General features: G+C 56.1%; 13 protein-coding genes. 8 read left to right on the plus strand and 5 right to left on the minus strand.

Features of this window, described 5'->3' with window-relative positions; translation table 11 throughout:
- Nucleotides 1–14 precede the first annotated feature (14 nt).
- Together Q1A43_RS10790 and Q1A43_RS10795 are read left to right on the plus strand one after the other, a co-directional pair.
- Nucleotides 15–857 carry a fumarylacetoacetate hydrolase family protein gene (locus Q1A43_RS10790; RefSeq protein ID WP_299934952.1) on the plus strand — a complete coding sequence of 281 codons (843 nt, stop codon included), beginning with the start codon at nt 15–17 and terminating at the stop codon, nt 855–857.
- Nucleotides 857–2,143: an L-fuconate dehydratase gene (locus Q1A43_RS10795; RefSeq protein WP_299934955.1), complete on the plus strand. Its 1,287-nt coding sequence runs from the start codon at nt 857–859 to the stop codon at nt 2,141–2,143. The genes Q1A43_RS10790 and Q1A43_RS10795 overlap by 1 nt, the downstream gene beginning before the upstream one ends.
- Before the next feature lie 9 nt (nt 2,144–2,152).
- Here the strand turns inward: Q1A43_RS10795 and Q1A43_RS10800 are convergent, their stop codons facing one another.
- Complete coding sequence (locus tag Q1A43_RS10800) at nt 2,153–5,356, minus strand: reductive dehalogenase (RefSeq protein ID WP_299934958.1); 3,204 nt, start codon at nt 5,354–5,356, stop codon at nt 2,153–2,155.
- 222 nt (nt 5,357–5,578) lie between these two features.
- On the opposite strand from Q1A43_RS10800, the gene Q1A43_RS10805 reads away from it, so the two are divergent.
- The 5 genes from Q1A43_RS10805 to Q1A43_RS10825 all read left to right on the plus strand — a co-directional run bounded on the left by Q1A43_RS10805 (nt 5,579) and on the right by Q1A43_RS10825 (nt 11,497).
- A complete protein-coding gene (locus Q1A43_RS10805) occupies nt 5,579–6,058 on the plus strand; it encodes a MarR family transcriptional regulator (RefSeq protein ID WP_299934961.1) in 480 nt (159 codons plus the stop codon).
- Nucleotides 6,059–6,197: 139 nt separating this feature from the next.
- Nucleotides 6,198–7,778: an ABC transporter substrate-binding protein gene (locus Q1A43_RS10810; protein WP_299934964.1), complete on the plus strand. Its 1,581-nt coding sequence runs from the start codon at nt 6,198–6,200 to the stop codon at nt 7,776–7,778.
- Nucleotides 7,779–7,935: 157 nt separating this feature from the next.
- Entirely contained in the window at nt 7,936–8,910 is a 975-nt protein-coding gene (locus Q1A43_RS10815) for an ABC transporter permease (protein WP_299934967.1), read from the plus strand.
- Nucleotides 8,907–9,812 carry an ABC transporter permease gene (locus tag Q1A43_RS10820; RefSeq protein ID WP_299934970.1) on the plus strand — a complete coding sequence of 302 codons (906 nt, stop codon included), beginning with the start codon at nt 8,907–8,909 and terminating at the stop codon, nt 9,810–9,812. The genes Q1A43_RS10815 and Q1A43_RS10820 overlap by 4 nt, the downstream gene beginning before the upstream one ends.
- Nucleotides 9,812–11,497 (plus strand): ABC transporter ATP-binding protein, encoded by a 1,686-nt coding sequence (locus Q1A43_RS10825; protein ID WP_299934973.1) that lies wholly within the window; start codon nt 9,812–9,814, stop codon nt 11,495–11,497. The genes Q1A43_RS10820 and Q1A43_RS10825 overlap by 1 nt, the downstream gene beginning before the upstream one ends.
- A 7-nt stretch (nt 11,498–11,504) precedes the next feature.
- Here Q1A43_RS10825 and Q1A43_RS10830 read toward each other — a convergent pair whose 3' ends face one another.
- From Q1A43_RS10830 to Q1A43_RS10845, 4 genes are all read right to left on the minus strand, one after another.
- Nucleotides 11,505–11,996 carry a helix-turn-helix transcriptional regulator gene (locus tag Q1A43_RS10830; protein ID WP_299934976.1) on the minus strand — a complete coding sequence of 164 codons (492 nt, stop codon included), beginning with the start codon at nt 11,994–11,996 and terminating at the stop codon, nt 11,505–11,507.
- 1,258 nt (nt 11,997–13,254) lie between these two features.
- Nucleotides 13,255–14,010, minus strand: a complete 756-nt coding sequence (locus Q1A43_RS10835; RefSeq protein ID WP_299934979.1) for an aspartate/glutamate racemase family protein — start codon at nt 14,008–14,010, stop codon at nt 13,255–13,257.
- Nucleotides 14,011–14,019: 9 nt separating this feature from the next.
- A complete protein-coding gene (locus Q1A43_RS10840; protein ID WP_299934981.1) occupies nt 14,020–15,186 on the minus strand; it encodes a Xaa-Pro peptidase family protein in 1,167 nt (388 codons plus the stop codon).
- Nucleotides 15,179–16,372, minus strand: a complete 1,194-nt coding sequence (locus Q1A43_RS10845; protein ID WP_299934984.1) for a diaminopropionate ammonia-lyase — start codon at nt 16,370–16,372, stop codon at nt 15,179–15,181. Before Q1A43_RS10845 ends, Q1A43_RS10840 begins: the two co-directional genes overlap by 8 nt.
- A 125-nt stretch (nt 16,373–16,497) precedes the next feature.
- Between Q1A43_RS10845 and Q1A43_RS10850 the strand changes: the two genes are divergently transcribed.
- Complete coding sequence (locus Q1A43_RS10850) at nt 16,498–16,947, plus strand: Lrp/AsnC family transcriptional regulator (RefSeq protein WP_299923386.1); 450 nt, start codon at nt 16,498–16,500, stop codon at nt 16,945–16,947.
- The last annotated feature ends 1 nt before the right edge of the window (nt 16,948 follow it).

The raw sequence follows: 16,948 nt of genomic DNA on the forward strand, positions 1-16,948 counted from the left end.
CATAGGAAACTGACATGAAACTTTTGCGATATGGCGCGCTTGGCGCTGAAAAACCCGGTCTGATGGACGACAGCGGAACACTCCGCGATCTCAGTGGTGTGATTGACGATGTTGCGGGCGACACCCTTGGCGATGCATCCCTCGACAAACTGCGTCGGCTTGATGCGTCGACCCTCCCGGCTGTCGACGGCAATCCACGTTTGGGGGCCTGCGTTGGCAATGTCGGCAAATTCATCTGCATCGGTCTGAACTATGCCGATCACGCCGCCGAAAGCGGCCTTGCCCTCCCCGAGGAGCCGGTGATTTTCTTCAAGGCGACCTCGGCGATTTGTGGCCCCAATGATGACGTCGAAATTCCGCGCACCTCGGTCAAAACCGATTGGGAGGTCGAGCTTGGTGTCGTGATTGGCAAGCACACCAAATATGTACCAAAGGAAGAGGCTTTGGGACAAATTGCTGGTTACTGTGTGGTTAATGATCTGTCGGAGCGTGACTTTCAGCTGCACCGTTCCGGGCAGTGGGTCAAAGGCAAATCCTGCGACACATTCGGCCCAATTGGCCCGTGGTTGGTGACCCGTGACGAGGTGCCCGACCCGCAAAATCTACCTATGTATCTTGAGGTAAATGGCCATCGTTTTCAGGATGGCTCAACCGCGACGATGCATTTTGACGTGGCCACCGTCATCTCGCACCTGTCGCAATTCATGTCGCTGCAACCCGGTGATGTGATCTCAACCGGCACCCCTCCGGGCGTTGGATTGGGACAAAAGCCGGAGGTCTATTTGAAACCCGGTGACAAGATGAAGCTTGGTATCCAAGGGCTTGGAAATCAACATCAAAACGTGGTTTCAGGCTGATGGGAAAGATCACTGATCTCACCACTCACGACTTGCGTTTCCCGACCTCGGCCTCCCTTGCCGGGTCGGATGCCATGAACCCCGATCCCGACTATTCCGCCGCCTATGTGATCTTGCACACGGACGGCGCCCATAAAGGCCACGGCCTGACGTTCACCATCGGGCGTGGGAATGAGATTTGCGTGGCGGCGATTGAGGCGATCAGGCACTTGCTTGTTGGTCTCGATCTCGATTGGGTTCGTGCGGACATGGGTCGGTTTTGGCGCCATATCACCGGTGACAGCCAGCTCCGCTGGATTGGCCCCGACAAGGGTGCCATCCACCTTGCCACCGGGGCCGTCGTGAACGCCGTTTGGGATTTGTTGGCCAAAGAGGCAGGCAAACCCGTGTGGCAATTGGTCGGTGACATGTCGCCCGAAGAGATCGTGAGATTGGTCGATTTTCGCTATATCACGGATGTGCTAACCCCCGACGAAGCTCTGGAAATTCTTAGGAAAGCCGAGCCGGGCAAGGCGGACCGTATCGCTAAACTGCGCGCTGAGGGGTATCCGTGTTACACGACCTCGGCGGGGTGGCTTGGCTATAGCGATGACAAATTGCGCACCCTATGTCGCGAGGCCCGAGAGGCCGGTTTCACCCATACCAAATTCAAGGTCGGCCAGAACCTTGAAGACGACAAACGCCGCCTGACCATCGCGCGCGAAGAGCTTGGCCCAGAGATGAACTTGATGATTGATGCCAATCAGGTTTGGGAGGTCGATCAAGCCATTGATTGGGTCAAAGAACTGGCCTTTGCTAAACCGCTGTTCATCGAAGAACCGACAAGCCCCGATGATGTGATCGGCCATGCCAAAATCCGCAAAGCCGTTGCGCCCATCAAAGTTGCAACCGGAGAGATGTGCCAAAACCGCATTCTTTTCAAGCAGTTCATCGCCAATGATGCCATCGACATAGTACAAATCGATAGCTGCCGATTGGGTGGTCTAAACGAGGTGTTGGCCGTGCAACTTATGGCGGCGAAATACAATCTACCGGTTTGGCCCCATGCCGGGGGCGTCGGGTTGTGCGAATATGTTCAACACCTGTCGATGATTGATTACATTGCGATCACCGGCGAAAAAGACAGCAAGCGGATCGAGTTTGTCGACCACCTGCACGAGCATTTCAAACACCCATGTGTGGTGAAAAACGGCGCGTATCAAGCGCCCGATGCACCGGGATTTTCGATTGAAATCAAGCCCGAAACCCTTCGGGATTTCGAGTTTGAACTCAGGGCGGCGTCGTGATCAGCACTCTCACATATCGATCTCGATGACGCCGTCTTTATCGGCAGCGCGGGACTGACATAGGATGATGTTGGTCTCGCGCTGCGCCTTTGACAAGACGAAATCGCGGTGCTCAACATCGCCGGATATCACACCGCATTTGCACACCCCACAGATACCGTCCGAGCATTTCACATCGACCGAAAACCCGTTGACGTTTAGCACATCCGCGGCGGTTCGATCCGCCGGAACCTGAAGGGCCTTGCCGGATTTGACCAATTTCAGAGTGAAATCATAGTTTTCATAGTCGGGTTGTTCCGGGACTGAGAAATATTCAAGGTGCTGAGCATCCTCTGGGAAACCAGAACGGCACGCAGCCTCAAGAACCGACGCCATATAGCGATCTGCCCCACAGGTGTAGATATGCCAACCCGGCTCGTAGCCCGCTAACAACCGGTCAAAGTCGGCGCGGCTGTTTTCATCGGTAACATGTAAGTGAACCTTGTCGGCCCACGGCATTGCCGCCAGTTCCGGCAAAAACCCCATGTCGGCGCGGCTACGGCCCGAATAATGCAACACAAAATCCCGCCCTGATGCGTGCAATTCATGGGCCATGGCGATCATCGGCGTGATGCCGATACCGCCTCCCATCAGGATCGTTTTTGTGGCATAAGGATCAAGCGCAAAATGGTTGATCGGATGCGAGACAAACACTTTGCGTCCCTCGCTGAAAATCCTGTGCATCAATTGCGAGCCACCCCGGCCCGCGTCTTCGCGCAGGACCGCGATTTCGTATTTCGACCGATCCGCCGGGTCCCCGCACATCGAATATTGGCGCAAGAATTCGGGCGCGACGACCAAATCCAAATGCGCTCCGGCCTGCCACTCGGGCAAATCGCCCTTGTCGGGTTTGCGAAACTCATAGCGCATCACACCTTGGGCAATCTCCTCGGCCTTGGTGATTTCAACCTGAATGACCGGGCTATCCCCGTCGGCGGTATAGCGGTGTACAACATTGTCATCGCCCTGCGCGCGCCGCGCTTTGTACTCGGATGCGGGGATCATTGCTTTGTAGGCCTGAATGCCGGCCTCGCGGTCCATTGGGAAGGGGTATGGATAGGGGTGCGGGGCCAGAGGTGCGGGATAAACCGCCAATGTTTGATCCTCAAACGTCACATCCAAATCGGTCTGAAGGTCGCGGGCGTTCACGGTTGTTTTGGTGGGTCGATACCCGCCCTCTTCGGTGATTTCCAAATCCCACCACCATTTTTTCACCGGGTTGAGCCCGCCATTGCCAACTGCATCATCCAGTCGCGCCAAGGCCGGGGCCAATTGCGGCGCTTTCATCGCGGTCCAACGAAACGGGGCTTCTTTGAATATCCCTTCGAGGTTCCAGGGGCAGGTTTTCATACACCGTCCGCACATGGCCCCACCCGGAGTGGTGACCCGATATGTGGTGCATTTCTGGCTATCGGATTTCCAGATTTCATAGCCATTAAACATGAGCTTAGGCCCGGCCGTGATGGCCCCAGACGGGCATTCGCGGGCGCATTTGTTGCAGCTTTCGCAGAAAGTTTGCAGGCCAAAATCGATGGGTTTGTCGTGCGCCAATGGCAGATCGGTGGTCACCGCCCCTGATTTCAAACGCGGCCCAAGATAGGGGTTCAGGATCACCTCGCCGATACGGCTCACCTCACCCAATCCTGCCAAAAGCAACAGGGGGGGCTGCAAGACTTCGCCGTCCATCACCGTATGAGCCTTGGCGGAATAGCCGAGGTTGCGGATTTGTTTGGCGATCACTCCGCCCAACAGCGAAAAGCGCAAATAGGCCCGCATCGATTGGGCAACGGCGATCCAATCGTCCCCGGATGACCCATCCATGGTTTCATAACCCTGATCGATCACCATGCTGATCGCTTGATCGTGGGGCGGATCGATGACGTCACCGCGGGCGTCATGGCTATACCAACTCCACTCGGGGCACCGCGAAATACCAACCGCATCAACACCTAGGAAATAGCTTGTCGCTTTGATCAGGTCAGCGGCGTCTTGCGGGTTCAATCTGGCTTGTACCGGCTCTTGTTCACCGTCTTGCAAAAGCACAAACGCCCCAAGCGCGCGGCGTTGTGCCATGGATGGCGCGGCCTTGCGGACGTAGTGACCACCCTTAGCGCTGTCCTGAAGCTTCTTGCCCATGTCGCCAAATTGCGCACGGGCAAACATATCGGTGCGTTTGGGAACCCGGGCGACGTTGGCTTCGTCGATATAGGTTGTCGGCGTGTCGACCCGTTTTAGGCGCTCAAACGGGTGCGCCCCATCCACAAAGCGTCGTTTCGCGAAAGGCAGGGCATTTCGTACATTTTTGACCGAGTTTAGTCCAAATTGCCACGCGGTGCCAAAGGCGGATTTGGGCTGCTCTGCCATCGCGGCCAGAGGCAAATCAGGGGCGATTTCAAAGCTAGTTGTCACAACAGATAGGCCAAAGCGCGTGCCGATATAGGGATGGGTCAAAACCCCGTTTTCGACCGTAGCAAGGCCGGAGGCCACGGCCAATTTGTTCAAATCAACGTCGCTGCAGCTGGATGTATGCGCGCGGGCATCATGCCCCAATAGCCGCAGGTAATTGGCCAAGACCACCGCCGTTTCCGAGGCCAGCAAGGCGGCGCGATGGGCATAGGCCCCGGTGATCCAATCGGTTCCCGGCTCGCTTGGGTCAATCTCACGCGGGTTTTCGTAGAGGAACACCAAAGCATGCGTATGGGCCGCGATACTCGGAAGGTCGGCTTCCATCGACTCCTTGAGATCGGCCATGATCAGGTCAATCCCGGCGGCTAGGGTTTTGGTTTGTTTGGTGCGCAGGTCATGCGCGAGCTTATCGATGTCCGGATTGGAAATCGGGGCCGCCAACATCGCTTGGGCGGGTAATTTGCAACAACCGACCAACGCCGCGTCGGAAAAATACCCGAAAGATTTCAGATGATTGGCGCGTTCAATAGGGTCGGTTGGAGCCTCGGCAACCTCATTGTTGACGATCCCGGCACGGATGGCATCCAACATGGCCTGATGGTCACGCATGGCGTTGATGATCGAATGGGGCGTGTCAGGGTTTTCAAACCTAAGCGCCTCCATCTTTGGGACCGTGCGTAGATCAACCGTCGCGCGGCGCGCCAAAAGCTCAACCGGGTAAGGCCCCATATGAACAGGCCGTGATTTTGAGGAGAAGAACCGGGTCATACCACACCTGTACCGATATAGTGTTTTGCAAAAACCATGACTGAAGAGGGCTGGTTCATGTATTCTCCATTCGGACCGCAGGGGGGCGTATTTATGTGCTAACTGCACGCTTTTTACGTAACACTCCACAACACATCCCCTATTTTCAAGCAAATTCTTGCCTTTTTTAGAGTGCAATGTCAGAATTTACGTTCATCAAGCACGATTATTTTTGGGTCTACTGTGGAACCGAGTAAGGAAATTTCAAGCTATAGCGCGCAGGATAACCTTGGCTATTGCCTCAGTCGGGCGGCATTGATCTTGCAACCCGCCGTTGATAGCGCGTTGATTGATATTGGTTTAACCCGCCTGTCTTGGACGGTTTTGGCCTGCATTCGGTTTGAAGGAATCGAAGCGCCAAGCCAGATCGCCAAATTCGTCGGCATGGAACGGACAACTGCGTCACGTCTCATTTCTCGGCTTGAAAAAGATGGCTTTGTCACCCGCACACCAAGCCACGCAGACGGGCGTGGCCATTCCGTTCAGCCGACCGCGCTTGGGATCGAGGCCTGCAATACTGCGCCAGACTTGATCCAAGCTGCAATGCGACCTTTTCTGCGCGATCTGTCTGACAATAATGTCGATCAACTGATTGATCTTCTTAAACGCATTGGCACCGGGACCGTCGCAGATTGGGGCGCGGCCCTTCCAAAAAACAAATGAAGATGGCAAATCACTTTGTTTTGATGGGCTTACTGACCATATGGTCCAAAAACACACATTTCTCACGCAACTTAACCTTGACGTGATCACAGGAAACGCCACCCTGTTAGCGCCGATCAGAGCAAAACGGGGAGACGTCATGACTTGTAACACCTTCAGAAATTCCACCCTCTTGGCCAGCGCTGCGATCTGCCTCTCGGTATCTGCTTCGGCTGAAACCTTGAGGTGGGCGTCGACTACGGACCCGCAAACGATGGACCCGCACGCGGTGAATTCTGCACCGGTCCTTTCCTTCTTGAACAATATCTACGAAGGCTTGGTGCGCCGGGGTCAGGACATGTCGATCGAACCGTCATTGGCGGCGTCATGGGAGCCGCTTGAGGGCGAAGACGGCTGGCGTTTCAACCTGCGTCAGGGCGTCAAGTTTCAGGACGGATCGGACTTTACCGCCGAGGACGTGATGTTTTCCTATCAACGCGCCTCGAACGAGGCCGCCGATGTGCGTAGCTGGTTTGCGCCTGTGGCCGACGTGCGCGTTGTCGATGACCACACCATTGATTTTGTGACCAAAGCGCCCAACCCGCTATTCCCGGATAGCATCGCCAACTTCATGATTTTGGACAAGGGCTGGGCCGAAGCCAATGACGCCGCCCTGCCCGCCCGCGATGCCGAAAACTATGCGACGATGAACGTAAACGGCACCGGCGCGTTCACATTGGTAAGCCGCGATCCCGGCGTGAAAACCGTTCTCGCCCCCCATGCCGGATGGTGGGATGAGGCCGGGCACAACCTAACCGAAGCGGTGTTTACGCCCATCGGCAATTCCGCCACCGGATTGGCGGCGCTTTTGTCCGGCGAAATCGACTTTATCCAGCCGATCCCCTTGCAGGACGTTGCCCAAGTCGAGAGCCGCGACGGATTCAAAGTTCTTGAAGGCGAAGAAACCCGCGTCATCATGTTTGGCTTTGGCCATGAGCATGAAAAGCTGCTTTATTCGTCGGATGTGAGCGACGCCAACCCCTTTGCCGATCCGCGCGTGCGCTTGGCCGCCGCGCATGCCATTGATGTGGCGTCGATTGATCGGGTTCTGTTCCGGGGCAAGATTGAGCCGGCATCGCAATTAGTTCCGGCGGATATTTCCGGTTATTCCGAGGCTAACTCTTCGCGCCCGGACTACAACCCAGATCGGGCCAAGGAATTGTTGGCCGAAGCCGGTTACCCGGACGGGTTTTCCTTTGGCCTGAAATGCCCCAACGATCGCTACATCAATGACGAAGCAGTGTGCCGCGCCGCCGCGTCGATGTTTGCCGCCGTCGGTCTCAAGGCCGAACTGAGCACCGGACCAGTGCGTGATTATTGGCCCCAGCTGCGCGAAGACGACTTTGATATGTATCTGCTGGGCTGGTCGCCGGGCACCTTTGATATGGAACACCCGATCCGTTTCTTGATGCATAGCCAAGACAACGACAAAAAGCTCGGTTCGTGGAATTTTGGCGGATATTCCAATGCCCGCGTCGATGAGTTGCTGCCGATGATTCAGCAGGAAATCGACCCGGCCAAACGGCAGATGATGATTGATGAGGTTGTCAAAACCACCCAATCCGAAGTGGCCTATATCCCGCTTTACACCCAGCCGCTTATCTGGGCCGCCAAAGACAATGTTGACCTGACACAGCGCGCCGACAACTTCTTTATGTTGCGCTGGGTTACTGTGAACTAAGCCGCGCCGTCGGTTGTGAAAAAAAGGTCGGGAGGGGCGCTGCCCCTCTTGGTCGCAAGACGACCAATTCACCCCGGGATATTTCTGGAAAGAAGAAACCGCGAAGGGGACGGATTGGTGCCGGAGGGGCTAAAGGGACGGGACGTTCAACGCGGGTATGGTCTATTTCATTTTCAAACGGCTGGCCCAATCGGTCTTTGTGATGCTGGCCGTCGCCTTTCTGGCGTTTTCCCTGTTCCGATTTGTTGGCGATCCGGTCAGCCAAATGACCGGCGTCGAAACATCGGTTGAGGACCAAGAACGCCTTCGTGAGGACTTGGGGCTAAACGACCCGTTTGTCCTGCAATTCGCGCGTTTTACGGGCAATTTGCTACAGGGTGATTTCGGCTTTTCTTATCGGACTCGTCAGCCGGTGGCCGAGATGATCGTGACCCGGATCCCGGCGACTTTGGAACTTGGGATTGTGGCCTTGTTGATCTCATTGTTCGTGGGCATTCCCACCGGGGTCTATACGGCGTTGCGTCCGCGTGGGTTCGTAACCCAAACCATCTTAATGACCACCTTGATAGGGGTGTCGATCCCGACCTTTGTCATTGGGATCATGTTGATTTTCCTGTTTGGTGTTCAGCTGGGTTGGCTGCCGACATTTGGGCGCGGTGGCACGGTACAACTTGGCGGTTGGGAAAGCTCTTTATTTACGGTTGATGGCTGGCGGGCGTTGATCCTTCCGGCGCTGACGCTTGGTGTCTATCAGCTCACGTTGACCATGCGATTGGTCCGGGCCGAGATGATGGAGGTGATGCGATCCGACTATATTCGCTTTGCCACGGCGCGCGGTGTGCCGATGGGGCGGCTCTATTTCCGCCATGCGCTGGCCAATACGTTGGTGCCGGTGATCACCATTGTCGGTCTGCAATTTGGTGGCGTCATTGCCTTTTCCATCGTCACCGAAAGCGTCTTTCAATGGCCCGGAATGGGGCTTTTGTTCCTTGAATCGATCCGCTTTGTCGATATCCCGGTTATGGGGGTCTACCTTGTGGTGATCGCGTTTTTCTTTGTGCTGGTGAACCTGATTGTTGACCTTCTCTATGTGGCAATCGACCCGCGATTGCGGATCAAGGACGTGTCATGAAAGAGTTTCTGAAACGTTCCGAAGGGGTCTGGCTCTTTATCCATTCACCCGCCGCGATACTCGCGGCTTTGGTGGCTTTGCTCACATTTATAGGCGCGGCCTTTGCCCCGTGGATTGCCTCGGTGAACCCCTATGATCTTGGCTCATTTAGCCTGTTTGACGGGTTGTTGCCGCCGGTCTGGCAAGAGGGGGCTAACCCGAAATTCTTGCTGGGAACCGACGATCAGGGCCGTGATATGGTCTCATCAATTCTTTACGGCGCGCGCCTATCGTTGATCATCGGGTTGTCGGCCATGGTGATTGCGACGGTGCTTGGCGTGGGTCTTGGGCTTGCGGCGGGGTATTACGGCGGGCGGTTTGACGCCGTGGTCATGCGCATTGCCGATATACAACTCGCCCTACCGGCGATTTTAACCGCACTGTTGATCGATGGGATTGCGCGCGGCGTGTTGCCCGCCGATATGCAGCAAGACCTGCGGATCGCGGTTCTAACCTTGGCGATTGCCTTGTCACTTTGGGTTAACTTTGCCCGTACCGCGCGCGCGTCGACCTTTGTGCAGATGCAAAAGGAGTATGTGCAGGCGGCGATTATCATGGGGCAGCGCCCCATCCGCGTTATGTTTGTGCATATTCTGCCCAATATCCTCGGGCCGCTTTTGGTCATAATGACCGTTGATCTGGCCTCGGCCATTTTGCTGGAGGCGACGCTGTCCTTCCTTGGCATTGGCTTGCCTGCTGATAGCCCCTCGCTCGGGACGCTTATCAGGATCGGGATGCAGTTCATGTTGTCGGGGGAATGGTGGATTTTGTGGATTCCGACGCTGTTCCTTGTGGCGCTTGTGGTGTCGATCAACATTCTTGGGGATTTCCTACGCGATGTCTTTAACCCGAGGTTGCGCTGATGCTTACTGTTGAAAACCTCACGGTTAAATTCCCGTCACGTTTTGGCGACATCACCGCCATCGAGGATGTGTCGCTTTGTATCCAACCCGGCGAAATTCACGGTTTGGTTGGCGAAAGTGGCGCTGGCAAAAGCACCGTTGGCGCCGCGATTATCGGGTTGTTGCAAACGCCAGGATATATCGCCGAGGGTGACCTCAAATTGGGCGACACCGATCTTCGCGCTCTTGATCCCGGTGAGGCCCACGCGCTTCGCGGCAAACGCATCTCGATGATTTTTCAGGACCCGCAGACAAGCCTGAATCCGCTGATGACGGTGGAAGACCAGCTGATTGAAACCATCCAAGCCCATGAGAATATTGGCACAACCGCCGCCCGCACCCGCGCCATCGACCTATTAGAAGAAATCGGGATCACCGGCGCGGCGGAACGGATCAAATCCTATCCGCACCAGTTTTCCGGCGGGATGCGCCAACGGGTGGTGATTGCCCTTGCGCTTTGTACCAATCCCGAATTGATCATCGCCGATGAACCGACCACCGCCTTGGACGTTGCGGTGCAAAGTCAGGTTCTGGACCTCATCCGCACCTTGGCGGATACCCGCAAAATCGGCTTTATTCTCATCACCCATGATATTGGTGTTATTGCACAAATTTCCGATAGCGTCACGGTTATGCGGCGGGGATGTGTGGTGGAAACCGGCAAAACGGCACAGGTTTTAGGGGCCCCGCAAGAGAGTTATACAATCGGGTTGATGGATGCGGTTCCGCCGCTTGATCGCAAGCTGCGCCGCTTTCGCGTTCCCGAAGAAACCCATGACAGCGATGGGTCCGTGTCGCGGGCCGAGCAATGGTTGTTGCAAGGCCAGCAACAGAGCGAAATCGGCCTGACCATCGACGCGCTTCAGGTGCAATTCCCCGGTGTGCGCACCTCTTTGTTCCGGCGCCCCGAGCCGTTTACGGCGCTGCATTCCGTGAGTTTTGAGGTGAAACCGGGCAGTATCCTTGGCCTTGTCGGGGAAAGCGGATCGGGTAAATCGACACTGGCCAAAGCCATCACAGGGTTGGTGCCGCCAAGCGGCGGCGAGATGAAATTGGGCGGCGACCCCTTGCCAACCGGCAAGGCGCGCGGGCGCCGACACCCGTCGCGACAGTTGATCCAAATGGTCTTTCAAGACCCCTATTCAAGCCTCAATTCCCGCCACCGCATCGGTGACATCCTGTCAGAACCGCTGTGGCTTTATGACCTTGTGCAAGACAAAGACGAACGCCGTGCTTTGGCGGCGGATATGCTTGATCTGGTTGGTATGGCTCCGGATGCAATCGACAAATACCCGCATCAGTTTTCTGGCGGTCAACGGCAACGGATCGCCGTGGCGCGGGCTTTGTTGGCGCGACCAAGGTTCTTGATTTGTGATGAGCCGACATCGGCCTTGGATGTGTCCATTCAGGCCGAAATCCTCAACCTGTTAAAGGACCTTCAGGAAAAGTTTGGCCTAACAATCCTCTTTATCAGTCACAATTTGGCCGTCGTGCGGCAGATGGCCGATGATATGGTGGTTTTGCGCCATGGCCGTATCGAAGAGTTTGGCCCGTCGGAGGTTTTGTTTGAAACGCCACAGGCCAGTTATACCCAGAAGTTGCTAGAGCTTACCCCGGTTATGCCCAAGGAGTGGAACAGCGCCTGACCACCCCTCAATCGTCTGACGATAAAAGCAAATCTTCGACCAGACCCGACAAAAGCTGTGCCCGGCCTTTGACACCGGCCTTGCGATAAATCGCATTGCATTGCGATTTGACGGTGCCTTCGGACGTGCCGCGCAGATCGGCGGTTTCCTTGGTTGAAAACCCTTTGATGACCAACCAAGCCACGTCTTTTTCGGCATTGGTCAGGCCCCACCCCGCCAGTTTTTCGTCAACCGTCACAGCAAATGCACCCGCCGCAGAGCGGAGTGCCTGTTCTGCTTGATGCTGGCTGCGTCGGGCCTGAAGAACCGAAAAAACTCCTAAAACAGCCCCGAAAATCAATCCGATGCTGGCGGCAATTTCCAAAGCCTCGCGCATTTGCCAGCTATTGGCAGTGCGTTGCATACCCAAGAGCGACAAGGCCAAACTGACAACAAATGCCCCGGCACAGAGCACCTGAATTCCGACAATGAGCCAAAGAAGGAGATTAGGTCGTTTCAACCGACAATCTCCGATATCCAGCTATCCTGTTTTATGAACAGATTCATTTATTAATTTGGCCCGACCTGTCCCCTGGCTTGTCACCGGGTGGCGGCGGTGGAGGAGATCCGGGAGGGCGTGGTGCCCCATTGCCTGGCCTAGGTTTCGCATGTCTGGGCGGCGGGCGCTTTTGGTCGTCTTCGTCTTGGCGCACACGAACCTTTTGGGTGGGTGCAGCAATACGGTGCCGTTTGTCATGCAAAACCACCCCAGTTCCACGGGAGATCAGCAACTCGCGTTCAAAAACCCCATCGCTTGCCGTCACTACTATGCGGCGCAACCATGTGTAGCGGGTCGAGATGACAGAATATCCTTGGTCTGCCAGCTCTTGGATGATTTCATCGCTAACTGTCTGAGCCTTGGACGAAACCGGAGTAAAACACGCGAGGACGAGTATCAAAGCGAGAAGAGAACGAGATAGGTGGCCTAGCCTTGTTTTTCGGGTACCTGTCAACATCATGTCTAATCCATTTTCGGATTTTCAATCATAGCGTGTCTACGAGGAAATGCCATCGCTCAATTTTGCTGTCTTTTGAACGCAGTGATGTGGGCCTGAGGAGATTGGGTCAAACCGTTCCCATGCGCGTGGAGTCGGATTGCCCGGCGTTCGGGCCAAAGCGATAGGGAATCGACTGGCTACGCGAGTTTGATTGAGGCAATTTGACCAGCGCACCGCTTTGGGACTGCTGGATGTGTAGGTACCTCGGGCGGCTGGTTGAATTGGGTGCAAATCCCGCGCGTACATTTGCAATTTCCTCGGCGTGATTGCGGGCTGGTGAAAATGGCGGGGTCATATCGTCTTCCAGTCTTTGATTGGGTGCCTTGGGTCGAAATGGCACGCATTTGATCACCTTGCAGTCGCTTGATTGCCCTGTTTTGCGCCTGCTCGAGGTGAGCGGAAACGCAGGCGCAAAACAGTTTCCCGTGAGTGGGACGCGCTTTGAGGGTGCCCGAAATACAGGCCCCCATTAACGGTTGGGCGCAGCGGAAATTCCCACGGACGCACGACCGCCACGACCGGCTGCCTATATGCTTATCCATTGCGGGGCACATATTTCACCGATCTAGGATCATGGAGTGTGTCACGAGACGTGGCTGATCCTGTCTGTGATCAAAAACTGAATTTTTCGGGCTCGGCTATCGGCCAAAAGTTCGTTGTGCGGCTTTCAAACCCTAGAAAGACGCGCATAAACTTTAGGTATAGGGGCGGATTGGGCCGTTATCCGACCAGATCGCAGTTAAACAACCGACCAAATTGCGGGTTTGGGGCGTCTACCCTCGCGAGACGTTGCATGTGCCAAGCCAGGGCCTGATTGCTGGAAATGACCGGACGGTTGAGCCGGTCTTCAAGCAAGGGAATGATATCGAGACAGCGCAGGTTGGTGCAGGAAATTACGATCACATCACAGGGGGAATGGGCCGCGACACGTTCAGCCGCCCGGACGATGGAAGCAGGGGTGATGCGGGCGACCGTTGGGTCATCACCTTCTTCGAAAGAAGCAAGGCAGCTGATGTCGAATCCGGCGGCCTCGAGTTTAAGGCGCATGCGCTCCGAGACTTGTGGAATATAGGGGGTGATAAATCCGACCTGCCGGGCCTTGAGGCTTTGGCACGCGGCAATGATAGCTTTGAGCGGGTCGGTGACTTTGGCGCGGGGAAAGACGGATTGAATGGACTTGGCCACACGGTCGGAGCCAATCACAGTTGATGCGGACGTACAGCCATAGCCGATCACATCAAACCCCAATGACGGCGGAAGCAATCGCGCCGCGGCCGGTAGGTCAGCCTCCATTTGGCCCAGTGTTTCAGGGCGGATGTCAGACACCATAGGGATGCGGCTATGGTATAGGGCGACACCGTCCAGCGCCATCATTCGCGCGAACTCAGGCTCAAGCGTTTCGTCCGTTTCAAGAACGATGGCCCCAAATGTGGCGTGCGTTCCGATCCCATCATCGGTGTCGAAATCTAACTTCATCTTGGTCCCTTAGATCACCGGCAATTCTGGCGCGGCCCGCGTTGTCAGCAATTCGGCCCCGCTGGCGCGGATCACAATGTTTTCTTCATGCACCATAATGCGCCCATCGCCGTACCCAAGCGAAGGTTCCAGCGTCAGAACCATGTTTTCCTCAATCACTGTGTCGTCAAACGCCGCATGAGAGGGCCATTCGGTAAGCTGCATGCCCAAGCCATGACCCAAACGGCCCACGTCTCCGCCTTGCTCGTCCATCTCGCGGATCACCCTGCTCATCGTATGAAACAACTCGGCGCAGGTCATGCCGGGGCGGGCCGTTTCCAACCCGGCTTCGGTGGCGCGCCAGAGCACGTCATAGGCCCGGCGCGACTGATCATCGGCCTGTCCAATGGCAAAGTTGCGGTCAAAATCGCAAAAATACCCACCCCATGTGGCACCGGTGTCCAACATGACAATATCACCCTTGGCCAAGGGTTTGGCGGTTGGAGGGGAAATCACATCGACATACCCACCCTGCGCTGCACCACCGACAAGGTACGGCACATCATCGGCACCCTGAGCAAGCACCTCTTGTCGAAATGCCCGGAACAGATCGTCAAAAGGGACGCCGGGCCGCGCCATATCGGGCATGGCGGCGAAACTGCGAGAGCCGATGGCGCAAATATGGGCGAGCTTTTCAATCTCAGCCTCAGATTTAACCATCCGCAACCGGCGGATCAGCGCCGTGGCATCCGTTACTTTTAGTCCCGGCAACGCCTTGATCAAACGTTCATAATCGCCAAGCGGCATCCGCAATCCGGTTTCATGCCCCTTTAGCACGCCAAGCGTTTTGCCCTTTTGTGCCAAAGGGTGAAGAAGGTCAGTGAGCAGGGAAATGCCATCGTCGGTGGGGGCTGGTGCGCTCCAGGTGCGGATGTCGTCGATCCACGTGCTGCGCATTAACGCCGCGCCAATCTCGGGGATGACCGCGATGGGTTTGCCCGTCGCAGGAACAACGAGAAACCAAGGCCGCGTCGGGCTTTGCCAAAACAGCGTGTGAAACCCGGTGAAATAGCGTAGTTCGGCCTCGCTCATCAAAAGCACGGCATCCAACCCTTGCGCGCCCATTAGGGTCTGCGCGGCATGCAACCGGCGGTCAAACTCTGCATCCTCAAATCCACGCGGCGGGGCCTTAGACATGGTCGGCCCCCTGCAGAATTGCGTTGAAGATTTCAGGGTCTGTGACACCTTCGGAGCCAATCAAAAGCACCCGCGATTTGGCATCCAAGCCCAGCGTTTTTGATAGGGTTTCGTTTTGGCGTGCTGCGATCACGGCGGCCAGCCCGGCAACCGCACTTTCGCCAGCGTGGATAACCGGGTCGCCAAAGGCGGGGCGGGCGAGAAGCCGGACGGTTGGAGCGACGATGCTATCGGGGATGACAATGAAATCTGACGCCTCTTCTGCGAGAATGTCCCAAGCCATAGAAGACGGTTCGCCACAGGAGAGGCCCGCCATGATGGTTTCGTCGTGAATGGCGACGGTGGTGGCCTCGCCCGCCTTGGCGCTTGCAAACAAACAGGCGGCGCGGTCCGGTTCGACGATCACCACGCGCGGGGATTGGTCGCCGTAATACTGGCGCAGAGCAGCGGCAACCGAAGCGGCCAATCCCCCGACGCCGCCTTGCAAAAACACATGGGTTGGCGGCGCGGTTAACTCGTCGCAGGTTTCGCGGGTCATCACGCCGTACCCGGCCATCACGTCGCGCGGTGGCTCGGTATATCCGGGCCATGACGTGTCGGACACCACAAACCAACCGTTGTTCTCGGCCTCTTGTTTCGCCAGATGGACTGAGGCATCGTAGTCGCCCTCAATGCGCACAACATCCGCCCCAAGATCACGCATCGCTGTGGCGCGGCCTTCGCTAACTTCGGCGTGGATATAAATTCGGCACGGGGCACCAACCCGTTGACAGCCCCAAGCCAATGAGCGGCCATGGTTGCCATCGGTGGCGGACACCAAAGTGATCTTGGCGCAGTCCTCCTTGAAATGGCCCTTGCGGATGTCCTCCAAGGAAACCGCTTGCCCGGTTGCTTTACCGATTTCGCGCTGGAGCACGCGCATCGCGGCGTAGGACCCGCCAAGCGCCTTGAAACTGCCCAAGCCAAATCGCGGCCCCTCGTCTTTGTAGTCGATCCGCGCAACACCCAGCGTGTCGGCCAATCCGGTTAAAGCAACCAACGGAGTTGCGGCATAGCCATCCCAAGCCATGATCTCTTGTTGCGCAGCGGTAAAATCCTCGGGGCTCAAGACTTGATAAGCGGCCTTGGCCGGAGACGGCGATCCGGGTGTGTGTTCAATAGCTGCGGCGGCGAAGGTGGCGAACATAAAGGTATCCTAGTGCTGAGTTACCCTAAGTCGTAGCGCAAAAATCTGGCCATGAGACGCCGATTTTCGCCGGATTTGGGAGGAAAAAGATTGCATAGCGCGACGCTTGCGATGATTTTCGTCACATGGATGACAAAGATCTCGAGATTTTGAAAATGGTACAGGAAGACGCCCGCCTAACGGCGGATGCGATCAGCCTGCAACTTGGCCTATCGGCACCAGCCGTGCAAAAACGGTTGAAGAAGCTTAGGGACAGCGGGGTGATCGACCGGGAAATCGCGGTGCTCAATCCTGCGAAACTGGGGCGTGAGATGACCATCATCGCCGAGGTCATTTTGGAACGCGAAAGCCGCGCGCATCTTGAGGCGTTCAAACGCAAGATGCAAAGCGCGGATTGTGTGCAACAGTGTTACTACACCACCGGCGAGGCGGATTTTCTGTTGATCCTGACGGTGGCGGATATCAAGGAATATGAAGCGTTTACAGAGCGCTATTTCTTTGATGAATCCAATATTAGCCGGTTCAACACCTCGGTCGTTATGGACCGGGTTAAGGTGTCGTTGGACGTTTTGTAAA

The organism is uncultured Pelagimonas sp., from assembly GCF_947498515.1.
GTDB lineage: Bacteria > Pseudomonadota > Alphaproteobacteria > Rhodobacterales > Rhodobacteraceae > Pelagimonas.